At 68.3% G+C, this 26,955-nt stretch carries 25 protein-coding genes; 16 read left to right on the top strand and 9 right to left on the bottom strand.

Features of this window, described 5'->3' with window-relative positions:
* Nucleotides 1-13: 13 nt before the first annotated feature.
* On the bottom strand, nucleotides 14-1,465 hold the full coding sequence (locus tag D9C15_RS25250) for a metallophosphoesterase family protein (RefSeq protein WP_205854899.1): 1,452 nt from the start codon (nucleotides 1,463-1,465) through the stop codon (nucleotides 14-16).
* Entirely contained in the window at nucleotides 1,462-2,775 is a 1,314-nt protein-coding gene (locus D9C15_RS25245; RefSeq protein WP_128001292.1) for a recombination directionality factor, read from the bottom strand. Before D9C15_RS25245 ends, D9C15_RS25250 begins: the two co-directional genes overlap by 4 nt.
* 153 nt (nucleotides 2,776-2,928) lie before the next feature.
* Here D9C15_RS25245 and D9C15_RS25240 point away from each other — a divergent pair, with 153 nt between their 5' ends.
* Nucleotides 2,929-3,600 (top strand): DUF6988 family protein, encoded by a 672-nt coding sequence (locus tag D9C15_RS25240; protein ID WP_240668595.1) that lies wholly within the window; start codon nucleotides 2,929-2,931, stop codon nucleotides 3,598-3,600.
* On the opposite strand, the gene D9C15_RS25235 is transcribed toward D9C15_RS25240, so the two are convergent.
* From D9C15_RS25235 to D9C15_RS25220, 4 genes are all read right to left on the bottom strand, one after another.
* Nucleotides 3,518-4,816, bottom strand: a complete 1,299-nt coding sequence (locus D9C15_RS25235) for a DUF1173 family protein (RefSeq protein ID WP_240668594.1) — start codon at nucleotides 4,814-4,816, stop codon at nucleotides 3,518-3,520. The genes D9C15_RS25240 and D9C15_RS25235 overlap by 83 nt on opposite strands.
* Nucleotides 4,817-4,860: 44 nt before the next feature.
* Nucleotides 4,861-5,928, bottom strand: coding sequence for a site-specific integrase (locus D9C15_RS34180; RefSeq protein ID WP_240668593.1), 1,068 nt, complete (start codon nucleotides 5,926-5,928; stop codon nucleotides 4,861-4,863).
* A 208-nt stretch (nucleotides 5,929-6,136) separates the two neighbouring features.
* Complete coding sequence (locus D9C15_RS25225) at nucleotides 6,137-6,388, bottom strand: helix-turn-helix transcriptional regulator (RefSeq protein ID WP_205854897.1); 252 nt, start codon at nucleotides 6,386-6,388, stop codon at nucleotides 6,137-6,139.
* A gap of 595 nt (nucleotides 6,389-6,983) precedes the next feature.
* On the bottom strand, nucleotides 6,984-7,940 hold the full coding sequence (locus D9C15_RS25220) for a DUF1845 domain-containing protein (protein WP_240668592.1): 957 nt from the start codon (nucleotides 7,938-7,940) through the stop codon (nucleotides 6,984-6,986).
* A 506-nt stretch (nucleotides 7,941-8,446) separates the two neighbouring features.
* On the opposite strand from D9C15_RS25220, the gene D9C15_RS34175 reads away from it, so the two are divergent.
* The 8 genes from D9C15_RS34175 to D9C15_RS25180 all read left to right on the top strand — a co-directional run bounded on the left by D9C15_RS34175 (nucleotide 8,447) and on the right by D9C15_RS25180 (nucleotide 15,433).
* Nucleotides 8,447-9,085, top strand: coding sequence for a hypothetical protein (locus D9C15_RS34175; RefSeq protein WP_240668591.1), 639 nt, complete (start codon nucleotides 8,447-8,449; stop codon nucleotides 9,083-9,085).
* A gap of 92 nt (nucleotides 9,086-9,177) precedes the next feature.
* On the top strand, nucleotides 9,178-9,453 hold the full coding sequence (locus D9C15_RS25210; RefSeq protein WP_104301944.1) for a hypothetical protein: 276 nt from the start codon (nucleotides 9,178-9,180) through the stop codon (nucleotides 9,451-9,453).
* Nucleotides 9,454-9,464: 11 nt separating this feature from the next.
* On the top strand, nucleotides 9,465-9,806 hold the full coding sequence (locus D9C15_RS25205) for a hypothetical protein (protein ID WP_104301943.1): 342 nt from the start codon (nucleotides 9,465-9,467) through the stop codon (nucleotides 9,804-9,806).
* A gap of 108 nt (nucleotides 9,807-9,914) precedes the next feature.
* Nucleotides 9,915-11,549, top strand: coding sequence for an ATP-binding protein (locus D9C15_RS25200; protein WP_128001290.1), 1,635 nt, complete (start codon nucleotides 9,915-9,917; stop codon nucleotides 11,547-11,549).
* Complete coding sequence (locus tag D9C15_RS25195) at nucleotides 11,536-12,612, top strand: DUF7146 domain-containing protein (protein WP_128001288.1); 1,077 nt, start codon at nucleotides 11,536-11,538, stop codon at nucleotides 12,610-12,612. The genes D9C15_RS25200 and D9C15_RS25195 overlap by 14 nt, the downstream gene beginning before the upstream one ends.
* Nucleotides 12,613-13,026: 414 nt before the next feature.
* Nucleotides 13,027-14,091 carry a DUF932 domain-containing protein gene (locus D9C15_RS25190; RefSeq protein WP_128001286.1) on the top strand — a complete coding sequence of 355 codons (1,065 nt, stop codon included), beginning with the start codon at nucleotides 13,027-13,029 and terminating at the stop codon, nucleotides 14,089-14,091.
* 352 nt (nucleotides 14,092-14,443) lie between these two features.
* Nucleotides 14,444-14,749, top strand: coding sequence for a hypothetical protein (locus D9C15_RS25185; RefSeq protein ID WP_128001284.1), 306 nt, complete (start codon nucleotides 14,444-14,446; stop codon nucleotides 14,747-14,749).
* Nucleotides 14,750-14,773: 24 nt separating this feature from the next.
* Nucleotides 14,774-15,433: a FlhC family transcriptional regulator gene (locus D9C15_RS25180; RefSeq protein ID WP_128001281.1), complete on the top strand. Its 660-nt coding sequence runs from the start codon at nucleotides 14,774-14,776 to the stop codon at nucleotides 15,431-15,433.
* Between the two features lie 159 nt (nucleotides 15,434-15,592).
* Here the strand turns inward: D9C15_RS25180 and D9C15_RS25175 are convergent, their stop codons facing one another.
* Both D9C15_RS25175 and D9C15_RS25170 read right to left on the bottom strand, forming a co-directional pair.
* The gene (locus tag D9C15_RS25175) at nucleotides 15,593-17,149 is read right to left on the bottom strand and encodes an argonaute/piwi family protein (protein WP_128001279.1); all 1,557 of its coding nucleotides are present in this window, start codon (nucleotides 17,147-17,149) and stop codon (nucleotides 15,593-15,595) included.
* Nucleotides 17,146-18,540 (bottom strand): toll/interleukin-1 receptor domain-containing protein, encoded by a 1,395-nt coding sequence (locus D9C15_RS25170; protein WP_128001277.1) that lies wholly within the window; start codon nucleotides 18,538-18,540, stop codon nucleotides 17,146-17,148. The genes D9C15_RS25175 and D9C15_RS25170 overlap by 4 nt, the downstream gene beginning before the upstream one ends.
* A 181-nt stretch (nucleotides 18,541-18,721) precedes the next feature.
* Here D9C15_RS25170 and mobH point away from each other — a divergent pair, with 181 nt between their 5' ends.
* The 6 genes from mobH (at nucleotide 18,722) to D9C15_RS25140 (ending at nucleotide 25,629) form a co-directional block, all read left to right on the top strand.
* Nucleotides 18,722-20,437 (top strand): MobH family relaxase, encoded by a 1,716-nt coding sequence (gene mobH / locus D9C15_RS25165; RefSeq protein WP_128001274.1) that lies wholly within the window; start codon nucleotides 18,722-18,724, stop codon nucleotides 20,435-20,437.
* Nucleotide 20,438: 1 nt separating this feature from the next.
* A complete protein-coding gene (traD, locus tag D9C15_RS25160) occupies nucleotides 20,439-22,388 on the top strand; it encodes a conjugative transfer system coupling protein TraD (RefSeq protein ID WP_128001272.1) in 1,950 nt (649 codons plus the stop codon).
* Complete coding sequence (locus D9C15_RS25155) at nucleotides 22,385-23,008, top strand: IncC plasmid conjugative DNA transfer DtrJ family protein (RefSeq protein ID WP_128001270.1); 624 nt, start codon at nucleotides 22,385-22,387, stop codon at nucleotides 23,006-23,008. Before traD ends, D9C15_RS25155 begins: the two co-directional genes overlap by 4 nt.
* A 105-nt stretch (nucleotides 23,009-23,113) precedes the next feature.
* The gene (locus tag D9C15_RS25150) at nucleotides 23,114-24,550 is read left to right on the top strand and encodes an ATP-binding protein (RefSeq protein WP_128001268.1); all 1,437 of its coding nucleotides are present in this window, start codon (nucleotides 23,114-23,116) and stop codon (nucleotides 24,548-24,550) included.
* Between the two features lie 115 nt (nucleotides 24,551-24,665).
* The gene (locus D9C15_RS25145; protein ID WP_128001266.1) at nucleotides 24,666-25,052 is read left to right on the top strand and encodes a hypothetical protein; all 387 of its coding nucleotides are present in this window, start codon (nucleotides 24,666-24,668) and stop codon (nucleotides 25,050-25,052) included.
* Entirely contained in the window at nucleotides 25,015-25,629 is a 615-nt protein-coding gene (locus D9C15_RS25140; protein WP_164886848.1) for a DUF8757 domain-containing protein, read from the top strand. The genes D9C15_RS25145 and D9C15_RS25140 overlap by 38 nt, the downstream gene beginning before the upstream one ends.
* On the opposite strand, the gene D9C15_RS25135 is transcribed toward D9C15_RS25140, so the two are convergent.
* Nucleotides 25,586-26,071, bottom strand: coding sequence for a DUF488 domain-containing protein (locus tag D9C15_RS25135; RefSeq protein ID WP_128001262.1), 486 nt, complete (start codon nucleotides 26,069-26,071; stop codon nucleotides 25,586-25,588). The two genes, D9C15_RS25140 and D9C15_RS25135, sit on opposite strands and share 44 nt — an antisense overlap.
* Nucleotides 26,072-26,306: 235 nt before the next feature.
* Between D9C15_RS25135 and D9C15_RS25130 the strand changes: the two genes are divergently transcribed.
* Entirely contained in the window at nucleotides 26,307-26,822 is a 516-nt protein-coding gene (locus tag D9C15_RS25130) for a hypothetical protein (RefSeq protein WP_128001260.1), read from the top strand.
* Nucleotides 26,823-26,955: the final 133 nt, after the last annotated feature.

Here is a 26,955-nt window from a genome sequence, read left to right as displayed (position 1 = left end):
TTCAGGCGCCGTTTCAGGCCGTCTCGATCAGGTCCAGTCTCGGACCCCTCTCGGCCGGGTCAAGGCCACCCTGTGCCTTGGCACCGGCATCGGGGCCCGCCAGGGCCTCCGCGACGATGTCCTCGGGTTCGGTCGTCGTCACCCGTTCCAGGCATTCCAGCAGCGGCGGCGCGTGGACGTCCGTCGCCGTGGCCCAGGCCCTGACCTTGTCGGCCAGGCTGACGAGCTGCGAGATGCCGGGCGCGCGGGTGCGCACCACGCGCACGATCCGCCCTTCGAGCTGGACATCGGCCGCGCCGGACAGGGCTCGCTCGATGGCACCGCGGTCCACCTCGTGCCGGTCCTCGTCGGCCACCGTCCATCGGACCCGCACGCTGACGCCGGCCAGTTCCTGCGCGCTCGCCGCCTCTCGCAACTGGTCCAGATCGGGCCGGCCCTCGAACACGATATCCAGCGTCCGTCTCGCAGGGGTTGGCTCAAGGCGACAGTCCACCCCGTCCGGTCCGAGTTCCCACAGCAGGAACCCCTTGTCGCCCTGCTCACCGTGGTGGAAGCGACCGATGGACCCGGCGTAGGCAATGCACTGGCGCCGCTCGCCCTCCCCTTGCGTCCAGGCCTGGTGCCGATGGATGTGGCCGAGCAGGGTGGCCTGCGCGCCGGTGCTGAACAGCGCCCCGGTGGTGAACTCGTGGTCGAACCCGGCCATCGGCACGCCGTGCTCGGTCACGCAACCAAAGACCGTTCCATGCGACACCGCGAGCGTCGGCACGCCGGCAGCCCGGGCCAGGCCGTGGATGCCGGCGTATCCCTGCAGCAGCCGGGCCAGATGCTCGCCCTGGGCCTCAGCGGCAGCGGCCCCGCCAACCGATGCCGCGACGGCCGCCTTGTTGATCGAGGGAATGCAGGTGAACAGCGCCCTGGCGCCAGGCGGCACCTCTGCGAATCGCGGGCCTTCGGACACGAGCCAAAGATCGGCGGCAGACTCATCGGTCACCGACAGGCCCCCAGACGATCCGCTGCCCATCAACGCCACCTGACCGATCCGGTCCGCGACGAACACCCGGTGGCGGCTGCCCAGCATCCTGAACACAGACAGCGTGCCGGGCGGCTCGTGCGACCACGTGCCCTGGAGCATCAGCACCGGGCAATGGTCGGCCAGCCGCCGCACCTGTGCCAGCAGCCGCAATGCCGCGGGCGCATGCAGGTCCAGTGCGTGATCGGTGGCATCCCCGGAGATCACGGCCACATCGACGGCGAGTTCGATGACGCGGTCCACGGCCGCCGAGAAGCAGCGATCGGCCTCCTCCAGGTGGCGCGGCCCGTAGTGCAGGTCCGAGAGATGCGCCACCCGCAGGCGATGCGCCTGACGGTGCGAACCGTGCGCTTGCGGATGCCCATCCGGGATGCACGGCACCTTCGCACGGTGCGCACCGGTTCCGCCTGGCGGTCGTTCCGGCGCGCTCACGATGCCACCTGCTGCAGTTCGGCGTTGACCTTGTCCGCGTAGCCCTTCGGATCGTTCCGGAAGCGCTCCAGCTCGCCGAAGGCCCGCTGCCGCCCTTGCGGATTGAGCTTCCACCCAGGACCCCAGCGCGTGGCCGCATAGCTCATCCAGGTCTGAGCAGGCACGCCCATCGCGGTCAGCCGCCCGAGCACATGCTCCAGCGTGGGCGGCATGCCGTCTGCCGTGGGATCGCTCGCAGCCACAGGTTCGTCGCCAAACTCGGGCCCCTTCCCTGGCGTCAAGGAAGCGTTGTCCCGGTGCCCCTGGAGCGCGCGGGCGGCAACATCGGCCTGCAGGAGCACGGTGTCCTGATCGTCCTGCTCCCGCATGAGCGTCGCCACGTCGACCGGCGCTTCCAGTTCGATGATCCACTGCGGCACCCGGACAGGCCGTCCATGGTCATCGATGTGCGCCACCTCCATCAGCCGCTTGGTCAGGTAGAACGGCGTGCCCTGGCGGTCCAGGAACCCGGCGAGCCGGCCACCCCGCAGGAACGCCACGGTCTCGAAGGTGCGGATCGCCGCATTCATCGCGTAGAAGCTGCGCGTGTGCAGCTCGAAGGCGCTGATCGAGCGGATGCCTGGGATGAAGAACAGGAAGCGTCCGGTGAGGTTGCACTGCCGCTGCTGGTACTCCGGGCAGGACTCCGGCTGGCACAGGCCGCCGTTGTCCTCGCGCGGGATCGCCTTGCGGCCGCCGAACAGCCGCACCGTGCGGCGCCCCGTCGCGTCCACCGGCACCGGTGCGTGCGTCATGCAGTGGCGCCACCGTCCGTCGGGCGAATACTCGGACCAGAAGCGCTTGTCCTGCGCACCCCAGGTCGCCAGTTCATGCGGCATCACGCTCTGCCAGCGATCGGTCGGGAACACCACCGGGAAGCGGTAGAGGCGCCGGCCCTCGCCGCGGTCCTCGCCATGGAGGTCGAGGATCTGCGACGCCAGTTCAGGGTTCGGGAAGTCCTGGGCGCGCACGGTGAACCACGGCACGTTGCGTGGAACGAGCGGGCTCTTGAGCTCGGGGCAGGCCTCGGCCAGCGCACGCTCGATCTGGTCGAACGACTGGCCCTGGTTCAGGCCCTGGTCGTAGATCGCCTGTGCACGCGGCACCTCGGCGGCCCGGCGGGTCAGGACCTTGATGCCCGCGCGGATCTTGCCGCCCGTGGGCAGGCGGGGCGTTCCGTTCGTACCGTTGCCCAGCAGGGTGGGCAGAGCGACAGGCCCGCCGTGCAGCACGACGGCGGGCCGGGGATCGGGAGATGGAGAAGAGGCCATCGGCGTTCCTCGGTGGGCGTCGGGGGATTCCGACGAACCATCGTCCCGCCTCGACCCGTGCTTTCAACCCCGGGTGCCATCCGGATGCCATGATGCGACGCGGTCCGCACGCCATGGTCCCGTGCAGTCGCATCTCCCGAACCCGCCCCTTCCATGCAAGCCGAGTCGCCCTCCAGCCCAGAAGACAGCGCAGACAAGGACGACGAGGAACTGCGGCGGGTACTCGCCGCCTCCGAGGCCTTCGACGATGATCTGCTCGCACTGCTTCGAGCCGGCTGGAACACGTCGTCCCGACGCTCGACCATCTGCCTGGCCTTCTGTCGTTCGGCGATCGAGTATGCAATCGCGCAGCGGGTCCTGATCGAAGCCGGCCTGACGGGAACCGCACTCAGCCTGATCCGCCTGCAGTTCGAGGCGGTTGTCCGTGCCGCCTGGGTGCTTCACGCCGCCAAGGAGGACTGGCTGGACAAGTTCTCCGCGCCGGTGCCGGACGGCGAACTCTCGGAACCCCAGATGGGGCCACCGATCCCCGCCATGATCGATGCCATCGGCGCGGTCGCCGGCCCGGCGGCCACCGAACTCAAGCGACTGCATGGCACCGTCAAGGTGATGCACTCGTTCGTGCACGGCGGTGTCCACCTGGTCGTCCACGCCCTGCGGGGCTACCCGGCAGGAAAGCTGACGTCGGTGCTGCAGAACCGCAACCTGCTCTCGCTGATGCTGGCCAACGTCATCGTGATCGTCAGCCAGGATCCCGGCCTGCGGGGTTCGGTCGGAAGGCTGTCGGGCCTGCATGCGGCCTGCATGCCGCCGCTCCAGCGGTGAGCCGAGTCGAGGGGCCGGGCAGGACCGGCATGGCATCGCCAGGCAACCAGAGCCAGGACCTCGGCAGGGCGGCCTCGAACGCCCTTCGCTTGGCACCCTGTTCGGCCTCACCCATGAAGCCGCTGACGACATGGAGGTCGACCGGCTCCGCGCCCACGTCCAGCAGGATGGCATTCGCGAACCCGGCCACCGTCCGCGCGTCGTACCGCAGCGGCTTCACGAAGCGCCGTCCCTGCGTCACCAGCGCACGGACCAGCGGCGCCTCGTGCACCCCCTCCAGCGGAATCCACTCCTCGCTGGTCAGCATCAGGCTGGCGAGGTCGATCTCGTACGTGTGCTCCCGGCGCGCCCGGATCAGCGCCGCCAGCATGAGTCGCAGCCCTCGCCCTCCGTCCGAGTCGAGCGCCTCGAAGAGTGGCGCGAAGCCGCGCTGCACCCGCGCCCAGGTCCGCGCGTCTGCCAGCAGGGGTGCGTCCGGCATGTGGCGCATCCAGATGCGCACGCCCGCGGGCGCGGACTCCCAGCCCTTGAACTCGCCCAGAACCACTGCCAGCGGCTGACGCCCGTCATGCGGCTGCAGCACCGACAGCCGGGCACGCCGCCGTTCGGCCTGCTCGGCCTTCGCGGACTCGTTGAAGGCTTCCGGCACGTACAGCCGGTTCGACAGCGGCTCGCCCTTCACCTGGATCGCCTCGGCGGCCTGCATCAGGTACTTGTGAAGCACCGCCTGGTTGCGCTTCCCGGCCATGGCCGGCGACCAGCGGTTGAAGCCGGCCCGCTCGAACAGGAAGTGCATCAGCGCCCGCAGGCTCATCCGGCGACGGGTGCGGCCGACCTCCGACGGCTCGGCAGGCTCGCGGCTCGCCCCCGCCCGCCCGGGCACACGCGCCCACGGGAAGTCCACGTGCAGTTCCACCCGTGCCGGATCCAGCTGGACGACGGCCTCGCCGACCAGTTCGCCCAGGCCCGACATCGCAGGCCCCGGCTCGTAGCTCGGGCAGGCGGGGTGGTGCCGGTCCCCGGTCTCGGGCATGCGCTTGATCTGGAAGTGGCGATGGAAGGCGACGTACATCTCGACGCCGCCGGCCACGCACAGGCAGCGCGGCCGGCTCGGCGCCTCGTAGGCCCGGGCCAGCAGGTCCTGCAGCTGCGGGTCGTCGGCGTCGACCACGCGCCCACCGATCGCAAAGCGCTGCCCGTCCACCCCCGACGCCATCCCCGACTCCATCGCCGTTGCAGCCCGTCAGCGGGCGCGCCGTGTCATGCCAGCTCCTCGAGCACCTTGGACAGCTCGGGTCGCGGCCTCGGCAGCTGCTCGCGCACGGCACTTCGATCGGCGATGCCCAGCACCAGCCCGACCTGATCCTCGTCGGCGCCACGCTCGTACATCCGCGACATCAGGGTCAGCCGTGCCGACTGCGTGCACAGACCGGGTATGTCGGCCTGGCGGAAGATCTTGCGGTAGATCTCCAGCAGGGGACGGCAGACGTAGCGGTTCTGGCCCTCGCCGCCGTTCGGCGTGATCGGATAGACCTCGCCCTCCGCGCCCAGGAACAGCGGGCCGTGCCGATCCAGGCCGCGCCAGTGCTCGGCGGCGCCGAGACCATGGCCGGCACGGACCCGCTCGTCGAGATAGGCGCCGAGCGCCTCGTCGAGACGGCGGTGGTTGAAGAACAGCGGTCGGTCCCTGCCGTTGATCGCGACATCGGCGCGCACCCTCGACTCTCGCCGCACGCTGCCGTCCTCCAGCAGGTAGTCGCCCACCGTCAGGCGCGCGACCTCCAGCGGGCGCAGGCCGGTCGCGAAGGGCAGGTAGTAGAGCGCCAGGTCGTGCAGCGGCCGCGTGGATCGGCTGCGCACGCGGCGCGCCCCGAGATCGACCTCGTCGGGATTGAGCACACGGGCTTCGCGCTGGGAGCTCACCTGTGCAGGGTCGAAGTGCTCCAGCGCCTGGAGGATCGCGTCGCGGTGCATGCGCAGGCGCTTCACGAAGGCGGCGCCGCTCTCCTGCAGGCCATCGACGCCCACCGCCTGCGTGAGCTGGACCGCCAGCCCCTTGATGCGCCGGTCGACGGCCGAACGCGACAGCCCCCATCGCTGCGCCACGGTCGCGTAGGGATCGCCGTCGATCACCTCGCGCAGCATCTGGACCGTCTGAAATGTCTGCCGGCGATCGCCGGCGGTTTCCGGATCGTCTTCCATTGTTGTTACTCCCTGGACGACGGAATCACCGACGGACGCTGGCGGGGCGCGGCGTCGTGGTCGCTTCGCGCCAATCGCTTCCTCGATGTCGACGGCATGGACCACGCACGGCCCGAGCACATGCATGGCGTCCCCACGTCTAACGCGCGAACCTGCGACTCCCGTGTGACCAGTCGTTTCGCGGCCGATACACGCCAGGCCCTGTCGCGTTCACGGCCGCGGCGAGACCTCGCCCGACCGCGTTGCGGCTTCAATGTGCCCGGGCATGCGTGCCGCCTTGTTGCCGAGGCGTTACCGCGTGCAGCGCGATGCGTCCGTCGCCTTTCCAGGTGCGTCATGACGCAACCCCCTGCTGCTCGATCCAGCGGCGGATGTCCTCGGCGCGCCAGACGGTCACGCGCTCGGACAGCTTGACCGGCTCCGGAAACGTGCGCGCATGCACGCGCCGCCACAGGGTGGACTTGGAGATGGGGACGAAGGACAGCACCTGCGGCTGGCGCAGGAAGCCGGTGTCCGGCAGCGCGGCGCTGGGCGCTGCGGCCGGGGAATCCGCCGACGGCGCGGCGGGAACAGGAACGCGGGGCATGATCGGCCTCTCATCGGCATGCAGCCGGCAAAGGTCATGACCTGCTCTGCGACGACGGCGCTCGGTCAGGAAACGCGCCAGCCGCCCGGGAACGCTCGACTCCTGGACCACCGCGGGCGTTCCGTTCGCGCGGTGGATGAAGATGCCTTCCGAAGAGGGCCCCTGCCGAGGGCCCCCTTCGGTGTGATTCGATCGCCACCCCCTTGGGGGTGCATGCCGGCTGCCAAGCGTTGCGGGTCCGCGCGCTCGATGCCGCGGAGGGCCGAATCCGGCACCGGGTGCGTTCGGTCGCCGAGCGGGGCAAGGCGGGTCCGTCGGAACTGGCCGGCACGCTGGAGGTAGCGGGCCGACGTTGGACGAGGCAGGTATCGACTGCGACGCCACCCGATGCGGGTGGAGGCCCGGGGCGATTCGCCCGTTGAACGGGTGATCGGCGCTACGGTGGCGCCGACTTGCCTCTGCGGGCAGCCCATGGCCTGGACACACGGTAGCGTCCGCACCGCTCAAGGGCAACACGCCCGCGCCGATTGCCCGCGCAAGCGTCGGTGGGTGCCGCCGCTTGGGAGAGACATGGGACGGCCTGCAATTCCACCGCCTACTCCGCCACCGCAGCGACTGCCGTTGGCGCAGGCAGCAACTCCACGTCGCGGCCCGCTGTCGTTGGGGGATCTGCGGGTCCGTCCGGTGCCGTGGTCGTCGAATCGACGGCTTCGCCGGCGGCGGTACCGAGCGCGTCGTCAGGAACTTCGGCATCGTCGGGCGACGTGGCGCGGGCATCGAGCGCGTTCATGCGCCGCCGCAGGCCCGTCGCAAAGCTGCGCGCACCATTGGCGATGTCGCGCACCTGGCGCTTGAGGCCCGCACGCTGCGTGTCCACCGCCTGCGCCGACACCACCTCGTGGATCTCCAGCGTCTGCAGCAGCGGCATCAGCTGGTCGAGCTTGACCAGCACCTCCAGGAATCGGCGGCTGATCGACGACAGCACGCGCACGTCCACGTCCAGCGGCACCGTGTCGTAGGACGCCAGGCTGGTGATGCCATGGGCCTTGAACAGCGCCTCGGCGCCGTCGATAGCCTCGTTCAGGCTGGCGGTCGCGGCATCGATCCTGCCGCGCAACGCCGTCTCGATCCGGCCGATGTCCTCGTGGTCGAGCCGGGTGCGGGCGATGACCGAGATGAAGTGCATGTTCAGCTGCAGGGTGTTGAACATGCGCACGAACATGCGCTTGCCCTCGGCACTGCTGAACCGCGTGGCGATCTTGAGGCTGGCCGCCTCGACGCGACGGAAGTCGACCTTGGCTTCGCGGGCCAGGATGCGGGCGTTGGCGCCGCCCTGGTCCACCTTCACGATCTCGACATTGGCCATGCCCGCGGCTCCTTGTGCTGACAACGGGGTCGATGGCATCTTCCGAACGTGCACGGCCCTTTGCCACACGAAAGCCCCGGCACCTCGGGGCGCTTTCGCGATCAGTTGCTTGGCGACGGGCGTCGGCCCATTGACCGGGCCGAAACGGCGACCTACCTTTGCGCCATGCAGCAGCTGGCCCTGCATCCAGACCCGGCAAGCCTTGGAGATGTCCTGAACTGATCCCCCGCTTGGGTGCCCGTGCAGGTCGCACAGGCACCCGTGGGGACGATCGACTCGCGGTGATGCACGCCCCACCGATGGGGGACACCCGTTGCGGTGTCGCTCCGTCGGGTGCCCCTGTGCATCGCCGTGCCGAGGACCGCGCAAGCAATCAGGCACGCCGGGGCATTCGCTCTCAGGCCGGGCCTTCGAGGCAAGGGCTGCGACCCGGTGCCGAGCGCATCAGCTCGAGCGCCGCACCGACCGCGCCCTTGCCTCCCGGGCTCGTCCCGTTCTCGCCGATGTCCCCCCGATCGGACGCTGACACCGATCACCGCGCTCGCGCGCGCCACTGAACCCTGTCAGCCCTGGAGTTCCAGGCTTCGCCCGCAAGGCGGCCGGAGCCACATCACCCAACCGTCACCCGCATGGGGGCCCACGCCCCCGCCACGGGGTGCACGTGGTCTCTCTTCCCATCCAAGGAGTCCACGATGCACAGCAACAACGCCTGCCGTCAGGCCGGCGCCCCTGTCGGCTCGCCACACACGGCAAGCCTCGACGCACACCGAGCCCGACTCGGCTCGACGACGACCCCGTTCGTCATCGACGCCTCGTTCGACATCCCGGCCGGCCTGGATCTCCAGGACGATGCCGGCGCAGACAGCGCCGCCAGCGCCACCGGCGCACCGGGCAGCACCTGCGAAGAGTGGGTGGAGGAGTGGAGCGAGGACGACATCGTCCTGCTGCACTGGCGCCTGCTGCAGGAGATCCGGCACCTGGCCGACCCGGCCACGCCGCTGGAGGAGAAGCTCGACACCCTGCGCTGGGTGTTCACCGAACGCGAGAAGGACGGCCTGCCGTTCTCGTTCGTGAACTGCCTGCGCGTGGTCGGCTGCAGCCCGCTGTCGCCGATCCCGTACTGCGGACTCGTCGACGCCGAGGAGGTTCGCGAGCGCATCCGTCTTGGGCTGCGGCCCTGGCTGCACGCGACGCTGGCCCGCTACCCCGACTGGGTGCGCGAGGCCGTGGCGACCCACCCCGAATGGGTCGAGGCCCGGCTGACCCGCAATCCCCAGTGGATCAACGAGCAGCTCAAGCAGATGTCCGTGCAGGGCGACCTGTTCGCGTGATCACGCCCACCCCGGGCGCCGTGCCTCGGGCCGCGCCGACCGATCCGGTCAGGCCGCGCCGGCACGCGCCCATCCGTTCGAAGGAACTCACCATGCTCACATTCAAGGAAGCCCTCTGCCTGCTGGCGATAGCCCTCGCCTACGGCATCACCGGGCGCATGGACTACGAAGACGCCCTGCTGATGGAGCAAGTCCGGCCGCAGGTCGGCGCCGACTGCATCCTGCCGCTCGCAGGCGACGACACCCTCCCGGAAGGGGGACCCACCGGGCGCCCGCCGGTGGCCCGCCCCATCGAGGGCACCCGTCCGGAGGCGCCCTGCGTCCCGGACGCTGCGTCGGACCAGCCCATGCGGCTGACCCGGCACTGAGGGGAGCCGCCATGCACACCGATGCACGCCTGGTTCCCGGCCGCGTGCGCCTGCTGTCCGTGCAGGCGCCCGAGGACATCGAGTACCTCGTCAAGGAGAGCGAAGTGCTGACCGGTCGGTCCGGCCGCACCTTCGTCATCGCCGGTGCCGACCGGCTCGTCTACCGCGTCCACTGGCAGCCGCTCACCGAATCCGGTGGCCATGCCGCCGGGCCGGTGGTCGAGCGCCTCGGCCACGACGGCGAGGTCCTGAGTCGCCAGCACCTGCAGCTCTGGGAGTTCCTGGAGCACAGCCTCGTCGAGGCGCAGGCCGCCGGCCAGTTGTTCACCCCTCCGGTCCGCACGACGCCCTGATGGGCACCGATCCGCGCTGACCGGCCCACACACCCCGGCGGGTGCATCCCGCCAGGGGTGCGTCCGCCGGTTCTTCCCCCGATCGGGATGCCCCCGAAGGAGTCAACGATGAAGATCCAAGTCCGAATCAACGAAGAAGGCGCGCTGCGCAACCAGCGCCATGCCTTCAGCAACCGGTTCACCCTGCTGTCCGAGCTGCTGCAGAACGCGCGCCGTGCCGGCGCCCGCCTGATCCGGATCGACCACGATCCGCAGGCACGGATCCTGACCGTGCAGGACGACGGCCACGGCCTGGACGACTTCCAGAAGCTGCTCAGCTTCCACGAGTCGGGCTGGGACGCCGACACCTGCACGCAGGAGCGCCCCTTCGGCGTCGGGTTCTCGAAGTGCCTGTACGCCGCCTCGCGCTGCGTGGTGGCCTCGGGCCGGCGCCGCGTCGACATCGACACCGCGGCTGCACTGGCCAAGGCACTCGTCGAGGTCGAGGAGCGCCCCCTGGATGACGCGGTGACAGGCACCCGGGTCGAGCTGCACGGCGTCGACCTGCCGGACCTTGCGCAGCGCGTCGAAGAACTGTGCGCCGGGTTTCCGGTGCCGGTGTGGTTCAACGGCGAGCCGCTCAAGCGCGCCATGGCCGAGGCCCACCTGGCCACCCAGGCCAGCGCCATCGGCGCCGTGCACCTCGCGGGCACCCGCGACGGCCGGTACACCCACGACACCTGGGTGTTCCTGCAGGGCTTCTGCGTGCTGCGGCCGGCCTGGTCCACACGCGAGGACGTGAATGTCGTGCACCTGGACTCGCGCCAGTTCATGGCGCGCCTGCCGGACCGCGACCGCCTGATCGACGAGGACGTGCAGCGCCAGCGCATCGACACCGAGCTGAAGGCCTGCTGGCGGCGCACGCTGGAGAGCGCCAAGGCTGAGCTGCCACCGCGCCACTTCATCGACACCTACTACGGCGTCATGCGGGGCTGGGGGCACCTCGACCTGCTGAACGACCTCGGCACGCTGCCGGCGGAGCTGTGCAGCCTGGTGTTGGGCTACCCGGTGCAGGTGGAGCATGGCGAGCGCCGCCACCTGACGCCGGTTCCGACCGCGCCCACGCGCGAGGCCATCGAGTCGGGTGCCGTGCAGCTGGTGGCCCTGGACGACGTGGGCGACGACAACGCGCCGCGCTGGATGATGGCGCGCGCCCGCGGGTGGCTGGTGTTCGACTGGATCGGCGTGCATGCCGATCACTGGGTGATGCGCCACGTCCGCTTCCTCGAGGAAGAGGGTCAGCGCGTGACGCCGGTGGGCGAGAAGCTGCGCACGGCGCTGGAGGGCCGCTGGGTCTGGCCCACGGTCATCCTCTGCGAGAAGGTTCGCCTGCGCGTCGGCGACGACGAGACGCTGGTCAGCGACGCCGGGGTCTGCCACGACGGCAATCTGTACATCCCCGACGGCGAGACGACGGGCGCGCCGGTGGAACAGCTGTCTTCGTTCACCGACGAGCACGACCAGTTCCTCGATGCCGACCGCGACGCCGACCGTGACGCGCTGGCCGATCTGCTGCGCCTGCTGCGGGCGGTGGACCCGGTGCAGACGCTGGACTCGCTGCTGCAGTCCCTGCGGCTGGGCAAGTACCCGCTGCTGCACGGCAAGACCTTCCAGCTGACGGTGGGCGTGGGTCTCGCGCCCGGTCACACCGTCGATCTGGTCGACCACGCAGCGGCAGGCGGAGGAGCCCATGCAGGACGCTGACTACGCGGCACGCATCGACGCCGTGAAGCAGCGCGCGCACGGCCGCTGGAGCGAGGTGCTGGCTGCGGCCGGCATCGAGGAGCGCATCCTCAGGCACCGCAACGGGCCCTGCCCGTCCTGCGGCGGGACGGACCGCTTCCAGTACACCGACAAGTTCGGCGAGGGCAACTACCACTGCCGGCAATGCGGCCCGGGTGGCGGCTTCAAGCTGCTGCAGGCCGTGCGCGGCGTGGACTTCCACGCTGCCCTGTGCGAGGTGGAACGTTGTCTGGGCATGCTGCCTGCGGCGGTGGCCAACGAAGCCGGTGCCCCGGCGGCACCAGGGGAGCGAATGCGCCGGCTGGTGCAGCGCATCTGGGACGAGGCGCGGCCGGTGGTGGCCGGCGACGAAGTCGACCGCTACCTGCGCGGGCGCGGGCTGACCCTGCATCGGCATCCGCCGGTGCTGCGGTTCCACCCGTCGCTCGGCTACTTCGAGAAGGGTGCGGACGGCAAGTCGCGGCAGATCGCGGCCTACCCCGCCATGCTGGCGCTGATCCAGGCGCCGGATGGTCAGGCCGTGACGCTGCACCGGACCTACCTGCGCGACGGCCGGAAGCTCGACGCCGTCGACGCGAAGAAGGTGCTCTCCGCGGGCATCCACGGCGCGGCCGTACGCCTGTTCGATGCCGGCGCGCAGCTCGCGCTGTGCGAAGGCATCGAGACCGCCTTGGCGGTGCACCTGGCCACCGGCAAGCCCGTGTGGGCCGGCATCAGCGCCGGCAACCTGGAGAAGCTCTGGGTGCCGGACACCGTGCGCGAGGTCTGCATCTACGCGGACAACGACGCCGGTGGCGACTTCGCCGGCCAGTGCTTCGCCTACGCGCTCGCGCGGCGGCTGAAGCGGGAGGAGAAGACCACCGGCCCGCGCCAGGTGCGGGTGTTCGTGCCGCGCCATGCGGGCACGGACTGGGCCGATGTGTGGTGCCAGCGTGCCACCGGTCCCGACCAGGGCCGGGGGCAAGCGACCGCATCGTCGTCGGCCGACCGGGCCTCGGGCAACCGGGTGGCCCTCGGCGGCTGAGGCAGAGGTCATGAAGCTTGGGGTGCGGCGAGCCACGGCGGGCCGCACCCGCTTTTTCAGCGGCACTGGACGGGTCGGCGCATGCCCTGCGCCACGACCTGCCGGTGCCGGCGAAAAGGTCAGGCGCCGTCGGCCATGCGGCCGACGCGCTCCCCCCGTCGTTTCCCGACTGGTAGCTGCCAGACCAGGTGACGCCTCCCGGCGCCACGAAGGCAGCCCTGGAGATCCCGCGCGACCGATGGCGACACCCGTGTCACCGACGTCGCGCCCCTGCCTCGCCGATGCATCGCCAATCCACCCAGGACGCGCTGCATGCGGCGAGTTGTTGTCGTCAACCCACTGCGGGGACCCGTGCCCCGACGTGGGCCGTGCCGTCCCCGTTTCTCACCCACCCCAACCCGATTGGAGAAAGTCATGAAGAGCGGACGTACCCTCGTGAGCCTGGCCCAGGAACTGGAGCGCCAGCTGCACTCGAAGAAGGACCTGATCGTGCCGTCGCAGCTGGTGCATCACAGCACCGGCGACGACGGCCAGACGCACATCATCGTCAACGAAGCCGGCAACCCGGTGCGCTACGGCGTCACGCCGCTGGCGCGCCGCCAGCTGGCCGACAAGCTGAAGATCCCGCACGCGTACTTCGAGCGCATGCGCGAGGAGCAACCGGTGCTGCTGGACCGCAACGTCAACACCTGGCTGCAGAGCGAGGACGACCGGCGCATGCTGCGCACCCTGGGCGGCCAGGTGCGCGCGGTGCTGTCGGACCGCTACCGCCGGCTCGACAACTTCGACCTCGCCGAAAGCGTGCTGCCCATCCTGCAGCAGCTGCCCGACGTGCGTTTCGAGTCGGTCGAGCTGACCGAGACGCGCATGTACCTGAAGTGCATCACCTCGCGCCTGACCTACGAGATGGCGCCGGGCGACGTGGTGCAGGCCGGCGTGGTGATCTCGAACTCCGAGGTCGGCCAGGGTACGCTGTCGGTGCAGCCGCTGCTGTACCGGCTGGTCTGCCGCAACGGCCTGATCGCGGCCGACCGGTCGCTGCGCAAGACGCACGTGGGCCGTTCGCTCGGCACCGAGGACGAGGGCCTGCAGGTCTACCAGGACGACACCCTGCGTGCCGACGACAAGGCCTTCTTCCTGAAGGTGCGCGACGTGGTGCAGGCGGCGGTGTCGGAAGCGAGCTTCCGGCAGACGGCGCAGAAGCTGCAGAAGACGCTGAGGATCCCCCTCGTCGGCGACCCGGTGAAGACGGTCGAGGTGCTGGCCCAGCGCTACACGCTCAACGATGTCGAGCGCTCGGGCGTGCTGCGGCATCTGATCACCGAGGGCGAGCTCTCGGGCTACGGGCTGGTCAATGCGGTGACGCACTACAGCCAGGAGATCGACGACTACGACCGCGCCACGGAGTTCGAGGCGCTGGGCGGCAAGCTGATCGAGCTCGGCACCGCCGAGTGGAAGGGTCTGGCCGAAGCGATCTGAGCACGGCCTGAGCAGGCCGTCCGGCACGACGGCGAGCGGGGGTAACCCCGTTCGCCGACCGTACCGGCGCCGACGTTGCACGGCGCCCCGACAAGGGCGTCGTTCACGCCGCACATCGCGTCATGCGGTGGCGCTCACGCATTCGCCGGAATTCGCCAGGGCTTGCGAGTGGCAATTCGGTAAGCAGATGCACAGGCCCGCGCCGCCCATTGAAGTCGACCTGTCGCCCACCCTATGCTGGCCGCACAGCGCCGGAACCCTTCCTTCAGCCACCGCAACACGACCCGCATCCACCGACCAACCCCTCCACCCTGCCCTGCACGGGCTCGTGGTCCCCACGCGAGGACGCACCATGAACCAGGTCCAGCTCTCCGATGTGCAGATCGCCAACCTGACCCTGCTGCTTACCATCCGCGACGGCATCCTCCACGACCGCACGGCCGCGTGCTGCCGCTTCTCGCTCGACGCCATGCAGGCAGAGCGGCTCGGCACGATGAGCGTCCAGCAGCTGATGGCCATCGTGGCCAACCTGGGCGACGCGACGCTCTTCCCGCCGCGCCGCGACCTGGTCAGCCTGCTCGACACACCGCTGCCGCTGGTTCGACCGCTGGCCGCGGTCCACGCGCCCCGCCATGTGACGGCCAGTTCGGCCGCCTGACGCTCAGTTGCCGGGTCACTGGCCATGCAGTCGCGGGTCGATCGCCAGTTGCGCGCCCTGGCGCTGGCCAAGGCCTGTGCGGCCTGCGGTGCACGCGTGCGCACCATCGGTCATCTGACGGGCCTGCCGCCCCGCGAGGCGCTGCGCCTGCTCTTCCCCGATCGCCTCGCCGTGCCTCGAGGGCGCTCGCCGGACTCCCCGGAGTGGTACCACGGCGCCAACCTGCTCCACCGCGCCGAGGCCTCGATCGTCGTGGCCCTGTACCGCCGTCTGCGCGACGCCGACTTCTCTGCGGGTGAGGCTCTCGTCGGCGCCTACCGCCACTACGTCGGCATCTGCCAGCCGCCGCACCGCATCAGCTTCGACCGCGCCTTCGATCTGGCCGCGCACACGGACGGCCTGTGGCTCACCGACACGAGGAGCTTCTCGCTCGTCACCTGCCCGACCTGCCACAGCGAGTTCCTGGCGGCCTTCGGCTCCGTGGCGCGGTCGAACGACCACTGCCCGTTCTGCAAGTTGGTGCAGCGGTACGGCACGGACCCGCGGGTGCAGGGGGCGTTTCCGGTGCAGCCTTTAGTTGCGCCGAGTGCGGAGCAGCTTGGGATGCTCGTCCTACTGCAGGTGCAAGCCGGCCCTTCAAACGTGCACCTTGCTGCACCCATGGGAGGACAGCGTGGGCCATGAGCCTCACGTCCAAACCTGCCGACACTCTGCCGCTGGCCCATGGCTGGCAATACAGCTGTTGCTGACATCCAACAACGGACTGCGAACGTCCGGTGCCGCCACGTTCAGTCCAGTTCGCTCGCTGGCTCCATCGGCCTGAGGATCGACCGCGCGCGGCGATCAAATGTAGAACTTGAATGGAAGCATCGGCTCATTGTTCCGCGGTGCGGCGACGAGGATGTCGCCAATGGCATCCGCAAAGCGAATGGTCACCGGTGAACGGTCGTTGAAGAGACAGGTGTTGAAGTTGATTTTCGACAGGGCGAGTACGTCTCGCATGACTGTCGCGAGCGATGCCTCACCACGGCGAATGCGCACCTCCAAGGGATTCGGCGTGTCGGGCCCCATGTAGGTGCCGAGCCTCGGAACAAAGCCGGACGTCCACAGGAAGCCGGACCGCTCGCCGATGACCATGGCCGTCCCACGGATGACCGGGTACTCGCCAGACCGGAACAGTTTCAGCTGGTCCCATGCGTCCGAGATTTGAACGCCGACGACATTCGTGGTCGTCCCTTCGCAGGCAGCTGTGAACCCTGCCCACTCGTCGTCGTTAAACGAAGACTTCGCATGGATGAAGAGCTCGGTCGGCTCCTTGCCGTGCTTGCTCTTGTACTCGTTGAGCACCGTGCCGACTAGGCGTGCAGCCGCCGACGCATCAAGATGGAACTGCTTCGTCTCGGGGTGGAACCACGGCCCGAGTGCACCGCGAAAAACCACGCCTTCTCCGTCGGACAGGAACATCTGCGCCGCGCAAACGGAGTGGCTCGCCTCATCGTCGTCGTTCTGCCGCTTGTAGACCAATCCAACGTAGCAGACACCAGGCCGCATTGAGCCAATCTGCCAAGGACGGCCGCCGCTTTTGTAGTACGACCCTGAGCAAAGCTTCCAGGCCAGCGTCGCCGGGTCCTCTAACTGGCGCTTTGGCTGCCCGTTCGACTTCAGGAAGTCCCATGGAGCGAGCGTGCTCTCCCGCACGAGCTGCGTTACCACTTTCTGGTCCAGAAGCCTGGCCTTGAGCTGTCGACGAAAGTTCTTCTCGTACTTGTAGACCTCGGCTTCCTCCTCGGCGTCGCCGAACAGCGTCGGCTGCTTTGCCAGCCTGAGCGCGTCACGCTCCGTCAGCGTGACCTTCCCCTCGACTCGATCCGCCTTGGGGACAGTAGACTTTGGCCGACCGAGCTCGTACACGAACTCCGGGATGACGACGTACCAGAAGCTCGGCGGGTCCTCGTCCCGGCGGTGTGCCTCGACCAATCGGTCAACAAACACATCGACCACCGCCTTGATGGCCTCATGACGATTCGCGATGTGGATGCGTCGATGTAGGTCTGCTTCATCAAGGTCGCTGATGACGCGCGTCGGCCTTGTGCTCCATATCGCGTTGAAGGCCTCCGCGAAGCCTGGAAACGGGACATGGTGTGGCTCGTGTTCCTTCGCGCCGCGTCGCGGCGGTGGCGTGGCGATGAACGACGACACTTGCTCGGCCCAACGGCCGAAACGTTCCAACCCCGCCCTGGTGCCTATGAAGCCGTAGCGGATGGGCCTGGGGTTCACAGTTGCATCCACCGGCCCGTATAAATACAGGCCATCGCGCGAGTATTCGAGTTCCTGGCCGTACCGGAACTCTAGCTTGGGCTCTTCGACGTGGACCAACTGAGGGCGAGGCGGGCGGCTCATTCTTCTTCCTCGGACATCTCGTCGGCCCAGACGTCGGCGGGAATGTCCGGGTCGTCATCGTCCGGCGGAAGTTCGTCTCCTTCGAGCACAGTCACCGGACAACTGAACTGCATGGGTGGCACGGCCAGCGCGATGACCTCGCCCGCGCCTACGGGGAGGTGGAGTTCCGACTTCCGGTCGGCGAGCCACCATAGGTAGGCGCAGAGCATGTCGCGCCAGCGGGCATTCCGCCAGCCCTTTGCGAAGGACCGCCGCAGCACATGTGATCGTTTCGCGTCCTCGATCGCGTCCATGCCGTTTTCGCTGAAAACCAGCCTGGGCGAGACGCGAAGGTGCCATAGCGGCGAGGCTCGCAGTTGCGCGTTCATCGCATAGTGCCAATGCACGCCGCGCTTGCCTGACTGGCCGATGACCTGGCGGGAGCCACGGCGGTAGCTCCAATCAAAGCGCACCTGGCCCGACGGCGCTGTCTTGATGTCCCCCCACCAACTGAGTCGCCTGCCCGATCCGGCGAACCCTTTCAGACCTCGGTTTCGGCAAAACTTGTCGAACGCCTGAGCGCCCAGGTCGGAGTACATGCGCTTGGCCTGGTACGGCTCAATCCCGTAGTCTGGCCATCCTTCCTCCAAAAACCTGCGGGTCGAGACCGAAGCGACATCCTTCCCCGGCAGGCCAGCTCCCAGGTTGCCGTCGGCATCAGGAACCGCAAACGTGATGACGCCTGCACGGTGTGGCACTGCGGCGAACGAGTGGTTCTGCCGGTTAAGGAAGGGCTCCAGCGGTGCCCCGACAACGGACTCGCAGAAGTGGATGCGCTTGGGCTGTCTCTGAACCTGCAGCCAGTTAGACACCAGCGGCTCCGACTTGCCCAGTAGCTGGTCGGCGCCCAGCGCATGGCTGTCCAGCCAGGATGTCATCGCGCCGGGGGCTTCACGAGGGAGACCGATGTCGCGGAGCAAATCCGCCAGCTCCGTCAGACCTCTGGCCCAGCCTGACTTGAAGTCGATGTACTGCGCTTGGGCGACCAGAAATGGAGCTTCGTAGGGGGTCTCAAGCCGAAGTGGAATTATGAAGGCCTTGTCATTCAGCTCTCGGGCCAAGTCGGACCCAATCTGAATTTCGTTCCGAACGCCTTGCTTCTCAAGCCCGGTGGGCGTGCACACGAGGAGCATCTTGGCAGCGCGCTTCCGAAGTGCACCCTCCAGCTCACGTGCCCAGTCAACGCCCCCGTGCAATCTCATGACGTCGGCCCAAACTTCGTAGCCCATTGCCGTGAGCTTGGCGCCGAGCCACCGCACAAAGTGGTTGTCTTCGGGTGTGGCATGCGAAATGAAGATTGCTTTGCGCTCAGCAGCCATAGCAGATGTCACCGTCTTCGTAGCCCCGTCCATGACTCGATTGGTCGAGGACGCGTTCCGATGTTAGCGGTCATGATTTCGCTGGCGCGCAGAGGTGCGATACCGGAGTACCCCGCGCTGCTGACCTCGATAGCCCGCGACCAGACCGCTCCTTTCGCCGTTCGCGCCCCCGCCTTTCGCGCCAGCATGGCCGCAGCACTCGTCTGCGCCCGCCATGCAGTCCTCAGCCCCGCTCGCCGCGTTCCCGGCCACCGACCCGGGCTTCGCCACCCTGCTTGTCCCTGACCTGCTCGCATCCGCCGACGACCTCGTCAGCCGCATCCGACTGTGCTTCGGCCTGTCCCGAGACGCCTTCGACGCGGAGGTGCAACCGCTGCTGCAGCGCTATGCCAGCTATGTCCACCTCCTTCCCGCCACCGCCGACAACTACTTCAGCTCACCTGCTGGCCTGCTGAACCTCGGGCTGGAGGTCGCGTTCTACAGCCTGCAAGGCACCGACGCGCACATCTTCTCCGGACGATCGACGATCTCGGCGCGCCGCCAGCTTGAACCGCGCTGGCGCCTGGCCACCTTCATCGGTGGCCTGTGCTGCGAACTGCACCGGGTGCTCAGCCACCTGATCGTGACCGACGAGGCGGGTGGCGAGTGGCCGCAGTTCCTCGTCCCCCTGGGCGACTGGCTGGCATCGCGCAGTGCTACTCGCTACTTCGTTCGCTGGCGGCCGAACGCCACCGAGTCGCGCGGCCTGGGCGTGTTCGCACTGCCCCTGGTCATCCCGGGAGCCACGCTCCAGTACCTGGCGCAGGACAACAGCATCATCGTCCCGCACCTCCTGTCCAGCATCAGCGGGCAGCCGGTATACCGTGACCACAACGTCCTCGACGCTCTGGTGCGTCGATCGCTCGCGCTGGTGGTCGACCGGAACCTGCAGGCCAACGCCGATCGCTACGGTGTGCCTCAGTTCGGCTCGCACCTTGAGCGGTACCTGGTCGACGCCATGCGTCGCCTGGCATCCGGCAGTCCCAGCTGGTTCCCGAACCGGGAGAAGTCGCGCGCCTGGCTGGGGTCCGATGGGCTGTTCCTGCTGTGGCCGCAGGCGGCCCACGATGTCCAGGCACTCCTCGAAGCCGATCAGCTGGCCGGCATCCCGAAGGCGCCTGAGACGATGCTCGATCTGCTTCTGGAGGCCGGGGTCTTCGTGCAGCAGCCGGACGGCGCCTCGACCTGGTTCGTCCTGCCGCCTGAGTTGAAGACCGCCGCGGAGGCTGTGAAGCTGGCATCGCCGGCGATCCTGCTGAACGGTGTCACGCCGCCGGCCGAGCCATTGACCATCTCGTTGGTCTGCCCACCTGGCGCCACGCGGACCACACAGAAGGCGCCAACGACTGCACCGGCGCCAGCCCCGGCACCGCCGCCCGGCACCCAGTTCTCTTTGCTCGACGCCACCGAGGTGGCCACATCACCGGCAGCTCGCGCATCCCCGCCGCCGGTGTCACAGACCCCGGCACCGCCCCCTGCTGTCGTTGCCGACCTGGCTGTCCCGTCGCCGCCCCCTCCGCCCTCCCCGCCGCCGGCCGCGGCGCCGACCTTCAAGCTGAACGCACCCATGCGCCTGAACCCTGCCGTGCGCGATGCCCTCGCGGCCATCGTCGGCACCCTCAATGGGCCGGGCAGCGCTGCGGCCGCCGCACCTGTCGCGGCCGGCCTGTTCGTGCCGCTGGCTGAACTGGAGCGGCATGGCGTGCAGCCCGCGCTGGCGGGTCGGGCGCTGGCCGATGTCGGCCTGCTGGTACATGCCGGACGGGATGGCCCGGCCACCGTCACGGCCGACTTCCGCGGCGAGCCGACCATCGGGCTGGTCGTTGCCCCAGCCTGCATCGATGGTTTCGACCCTGCCGCCTTCGAGCCGGCCGCGCACGAGGAGCCCTGACATGCTGATGCGCCGCTACGAGATGCCCTGGCGGCGCGCCTACGAGGTGTACGCCGCCGCCGTCTGGGCATCCGCCCTGCTGTTCTTCGCAGTCACCGGCGGACTGGGCCTCCTCCCGCGACAGCTCGCACTCCCGCTCGCCGCTTTCTGCCTGGCGATGGGCGTCCTGCGGCTGGCGCAGGGCGTTCACACCCTGGTGCTGCGCGCCTCGCTCTCCGGCCGCGGCATCCAGGTGCTGAGCACACGGGCCGTCGCCCGCTGGACCGAGAAGCCTGACGCGGTATTCCTGGGCTTCGGCTTCGAGTGGCGGCCCGTCCACTCGCAGCGCCTCTACGAACTGGCCAAGGTCGACTACCGGGAGTTCACCGTGTCGCCCCGCCTGCTGCAGGTGCTGGGCTACGACGCACGACCGCAACCCGATGCCGAGATCGGTCTGCCCTACATCCATGGCGTCGAACCGCGCGAGGTGCCCCTGCACCGGCCGCTGCAGAACTTCGAAGGCGGCACCTTGCTGGTGGGCACCACCCAGTCGGGCAAGGGCGTGGCGCTGGCCAACCTGGTGACGCAGGCCGTCCGCCGCGGCGACGTGGTGATCGTCATCGATCCCAAGAACAGCCGCCGCCTGAAGCGTGTCACGCAGCGCGCCTGCGAGGACTGGCGCGAGGCCGACACCTTCCTCGAGTTCCACCCCGCCTTTCCTGAGGCCGGCGTGCGCCTGGACTTCACCTTCAACTGGCAGAAGCCCACCGAGATCGCCTCGCGGATCCAGTCGATCATGCCGCCGGACACGGCCGGCGCCTTCTCCGCCTTCGGCTGGGACGCCGTGAACGTGGTCGTGCAGGGCTTGGTCGAACTGGAGGAGCGGCCGAACCTGGTCAAGCTCACCAAGTACATCGAGGGCGGCATCGAGCCCGTGCTGGAAGCGACACTGCGCCGCTTCTACGAGCGGCTTCTCGGCACCGGCTGGCGCGACCAGCCGGAGATGAAGAAGCTGCTGCACGACGCGCACCGCGGCAACATGAAGCGCCCGTCGGAGGCGGCCAGTGCGGACCTGCTGGCCCTGGTCGCCTTCTACGAGCACCACGTCCCGCAGTCGCAGCGCAACAAGGTGCTTGACGCCCAGGTGCGCACCTTCCGCCACAACCGCGAGCACTACCAGAAGATCACCGCCAACCTGCTGCCGGTGCTCTCGATGCTGACCTCGGGCGACCTGGGCCGCAGCCTGTCGCCCGACCCCTTCGACGCCGGTGATGCGAGGCCGATCATGAACTTCGAGAAGATAGAGCGCGCGGGCCATGTGTTGTACATGTGCCTCGATTCCCTGCCCGACCCGTCGGTGGCTACCGCCATCGGCGCACTGGCCCTGGCCGACCTGGCCGCCCGTGCGGGCATGCGCTACAACCTGGGCGGCTACCGGCGCATCTCGCTGTTCGTGGACGAGGTGTCGAACGTCATCAACCAGCCGCTGATCGAGATCCTGAACAAGGGTGCCGAGGGTGGCATCTTCACCACCTGCGCGATGCAGACGCTGGCCGACCTGGCCAAGCGGCTGGGCAGTGAAGACGCGGCGCGCATGGCGCTGGGCAACCTGAACAACCTGATCGCGCTGCGATCCAAGGACCGGCCGACGCAGGACTTCGTGGTCGAGACCTTCGGCAAGACCGCGATCCACTCGGTGCGCGTGGGCCTGAGCAGCGGCGCCGACGCACACCTGGGCGACTTCTCGTCGAGCTACTCGACGCAGCTCACCGAGAGCTTCGAGGAGATGGTGCCGGCCGACGTGCTGGGAAAGCTGCCGAACCTGCAGTACTTCGCCTCGGTGTCGGGCGGGCGGATCATCAAGGGTCGGTTTCCGATCCTCGACCCGGATGCGGATGAGCCCAGAGCAACACGTTCGACGCCACCGAAGGCGATCCGGACTCCAGCTGCGATGACGGGGCAACCGTCGTGATCCGCATCGTCAGCATCGCCGCCCTGCTCTGTCTGCTGGTGCTGGTGCTCTACCTGCCATCGGCGCAACCGCCGGAACGGTTCCTGGCGCAGATCCGAAGCGAGCACCAGGCGATGGAAGCGCTCTGGGGCGAGACGCCTGCGCTGCGGATCCTCGACCGGGCGCTGGTCCTCCAGGGCGCGGCACAAGAGGCAACGCCCATTCCCCCGACCGCCGGTGCGTCGGCGGCCAGCGGTGTGGACGGCGCCGTGGCGAGGGAGATGGCTTCCGTCAACCGGCGGCTGTTCGGGAACAGCTACTTTCGTGCGATCGATGCACTCGTGCTGCTGGCCGCCTTCAGGCTGTCGGCGATGCTGGAGTGGCTGCCTTGGATGGCCGCCTTCCTTGCCGCAGCGGTCGCGGACGGCGCAATCAGCAGAGTGATCAAGTCCAAGGAGTTCCTGCACCACGATCCGGAGCGTTTCGCGCTGTATGCATCGCTGGCCATCCTGCTAACCTGCGGTGGCGTCGTCGCGCTGGTGCTGCCGGCATCCCTTCACCCTCTGGTTGCACCGGCGGGCTTGTCCGCTCTGGCCCTGCTCTGGGGGCGGTCGGTCGCCCACTTCCACCGTCGCGGCTAGGCTGCTCGGTGAGCAAGGGCCCCAGAAACCACCAAAGCTCGCTATTATCGACGCACAGTACAAGTGTGCTTTAACTAAACGCCGCATGCTGGTACCATCCGGCGGATGAGGGTCTCCAAAGAAGAACTCGTCGCCGTCCTCGCCCAGTTCAACCCCTGGTGGAGGGGCGAAGCCATTGCCGACCTGCCGACCTGGCGCCGCGCGGCATTTCGCGAGCTTCAGGCCTGGATGACGCAGCCACCAGCACCGCGAGCGGTGCTGCTCTCCGGCGCACGCCAGATCGGCAAGACCACGCTGCTGCTGCAGGCCGCCGACACGTTGCTCCGTGGTGGTGCGCCAGGCGCGAACATCCTGTACGCAACCTTCGACCATCCCATCCTCAAGCTGGCCGGCATCGATGCGGTCATCGACGCATGGCGTGAACGCGAGCCGCGCGCCGACGGCCCCGAGTACCTGCTGCTGGACGAGGCCCAGTTCATTCGTGACTGGGGCACCTGGGTCAAGCATCAGGTCGACTTCCGCAAGGACCGGCGCATCGCATTCACGGGCTCCGCCATGCCTTTGGTGGAAGCCGACCAGGAGTCAGGTGTCGGCCGCTGGCACACGATCCGGCTGACGACACTGTCGTTCTACGAATATCTGCAGATCAAGCGACTGGAGCTGCCAGAGCTGCCGCGGCTGCGCAGCCTGCGGGACCTCTTCGACTGGAAGGCGGCCGACTTCTATCGCGTCACGGAACGGGCAGCACCGTACGTGGGCCACTTCCACGAGTACCTCGTGCGCGGCGGCTTTCCCCAGACCGCCCAGGTGGACAGCATCACGCAGGCCCAGCGCCTGCTGCGCGAAGACATCATCGACAAGGTGCTCAAGCGCGACATGACAGCGCTGTTCGGCGTGCGGCGCGTGCTGGACCTGGAGCACACCTTCCTGTACCTGTGCATGCACGATGGCGGCCTGCTGGACATGGTGGACCTGTGCGCCAACCTGGAGGTCAAGCGCCCCACTGCCCAGAACTTCATCGAGCTGCTCGAGGCCACGCACCTTATCTATCGCCTCGCCCCGTTCGGCTACGGGAAGGACGTGCTCCGCGCGCGGTTCAAGATCTACCTGGCCGATGCCGCCATCGCGCCGGCCGTCATGCTCAAGGGCAAGGCCATCCTCGAAGACGCATCCGCGCTGGGAGTTGCCACCGAGACCGCGGTCTTCAAGCACTTGTTTGCCCGGTACTACGCACAGAACGTCCGCTTCAGCTACTGGCGTGGCAAACGCGACCACGAGGTCGACCTGGTGGCCGAAGTCGGCGGCGAGCTCATTCCCTTCGAGGTGAAGTACCGCGCCCAGCACACCGGGGCTCGGGAACTCAAGGGCCTGGTCGAACTGTGCCAATCGAAACGCATCGAGCGCGGTTACGTCGTCACCAAGTCGCTCGATGACTTCGGCCTGATGCAGGGCCTGGCTGCTGGCACGCAGGTCATGCGAGTGCCCGCGCCACTGCTTTGCTATTGGATGGGCGCCACTGAGCTGCCGGGATCGAACTCATGAGCTCCGGCAAACTCTGCTCAACTGCACGTCGAGGCGCGCCCCAGACCAAAGACGTCTGTATCAACTGCAATCACGCTCACGGCCACACGGCCGAACAAGAAGCGAGGAGGATCGTTTGTCAGCCATCCACGACTTGATCTCGCAGGTCACCGACCCCCGCCTGCGCGACCGGCTTGCCGCTGAGTGGGCCAAGGCTTCGAAGGACAAGAAGTTTGGACTCGTGTTCGAGGACCATCTTCCTGAACTGCTGCCGCTGCACAAGGCTAAGCCGCGGCGAGGTGATCTGGTTTGCCGTCGCGACGGTTCCATCAAGGACGTGTGGCAGGTACAGAAGATCAAGGATGGCTTCGCGCTCTGCATCAAGCCTGGGAACGAGGCCGACGAGGCGCCCGACGGCGGACCTGCACGTGATGCGGCCGCGGCCGAGTGGCCCATCGAGGAACTCCTTGTCGTGCGCCAGTTCGGTGAGCCATCGCATCTTCGTCGACACGATCGCCTGTGACGCTGAACCCATGAAGGCCGGCAAACGCGGCTGGCCCGCCCGCATGGCGTTACTGGCGCGCCAGCCGGTCTACACCGACTTCGGCGCGATGGAGCAAACGCGGCTGGCGCAAGGCAACACGCTCGCCCTCTTCAAGCCAAACCGCATCACCTCGCTCGAGATCAAGCCCACGAAGAACGCGGACTGGACGCCAGACGAGCGGACCAAGCTGCTACAGATGCAGCAGCAGAACAGCCTGTTCGATGCCGAGGAAGATCAGCGTCAGGTCCGACTGCTGGAGAAGATCCCGTTCGACTTCTACTACCACTGCGAGTACCAGACGGCGGATGCGCAGCAGTCGGTCAGGGTCAAGCTGGTTGATTGGGAGGTGTGTGCGCTCTACCGGAACACTCGCCGGCAACATGGCAGCCGATGGGAAGCGCCGTTCCGGGACAAGCTGGAGCGAGACCTGCTCGCAAAGGACTTGATGCTCCTGATGGGCACCATGCACCGATTTCCAGACCAGTGGCTCGGGGTGAGCCTAATCTACCCGCCTATGCCACAGCCCGAAGACCCGAGTCAGAGCACATTGTTCTAGCCATGAGGTGCATGACCGACGGCGCACCCGCAGCATGCGCGGCACGGGCGACGTAGGTGCGATGGCAGAAGTTGAAGTCGGCCTCGAAGCACACGAGACACGCGCTGGTGGACTTCGCCAGCTTCGCGAGTTCGGCGACCGCAGCCCGCTGCTGCCCCAGGTGCTTCATGAAACCGGTGGTGTATCGCGACCATGACTGATCGCGCTTGTATTGCTCGCGCACGTCCTTGGGGCAACCGAGCGCAGGTGCATGGAAGTACGCGATGCCAGCTTCCGTCAGCGCTTCGTTGAACGCCGTCTTCGAGAACCCGCGCTTGCGTGACAACGGCAGTTCGCGCACGTCCACGACGCTGCGGATGCCGGCGCTCTTGAGTCGCTCGATGAATGCAGCGATGTCGAGGCCTTCGTAGCCGAAGGTGTAAAGGTGCGCGGGAGAACTCATGGCAGGTCAGTAGGCTGGGCGGGAGTGTAGCCGCCGGCCTCTTGCCAGCCCTCCTGATGTGACGCCGACGAGTCGACTACCCGCGCTTGTGAGATCGATCCGACCAACCCCGAAACCCCCCTCGCAAACGCGCCATTCCGCGGCGCCGCGGCGGCAGCCGGCTCCTACCCTTTCGGTCACGCGCTCGACAGAGCACGGCCTTCAGATCCTGAAGCCACCGAACGAGGACCGCGCCATGTACTCTGCATTGCCCGCTGCCCGCTGCGACGCCGCCCCCCAGGCTGGCCAGACCGGCTCCGGCGCCCACGACGGCGAACACCCGGAGACCATCGAGACCCGGCTCTGGCTCGAGGAGCACGACTGGCTGTTCACGGTGCTGCGCAGCGAGGGCAACGTCTCGCCGACCTTCCGCTTCCCGGACCTAATCAGCGCCTGCGTGTCGCTGGTCTTCCTGCACGATGACGCGCCAGCGCGGATCTTCGATTTCCTGGGCACGCAGTTGGTGCTGCGCCCGCCGCTGACGCCCAGGCGCCGCGAGTCGATGTGGCGCCCGCAGTACGAGCTGCTGCTGGCCGTGCAGCGCTCGCCGGCCAACCGCCACCCCAACCCCAAGTTCCAGCTCGACCAGCTGACCACGGCCTGCGTGGCCCTGTGCCGCCAGCACGAGGGCGCCGACACGCTGGTGCTGCGCCAGGCCCGGCTGAACATGGCCGACCGAGCCGCGCGCGGGCGCCCGTCCCGCACCGGATGAGGCGAAAGGTGACGGCGCGGTGGTGCTGGGGTTTCGCACCACACGCGCCGCAGGTGGCCTCCCCGTAGACCCGCTCAGTACCCGTTCAATACCCGCTCCACACCCGCTTCCTACCCTGACCGCTTCGCCGGTC

Origin of the sequence: Piscinibacter defluvii (assembly GCF_004011805.1) — a bacterium.
In the GTDB taxonomy this organism is placed as follows: Bacteria; Pseudomonadota; Gammaproteobacteria; order Burkholderiales; family Burkholderiaceae_C; genus Piscinibacter; species Piscinibacter defluvii.
This window is presented reverse-complemented; position numbering and strand designations above follow the sequence as displayed.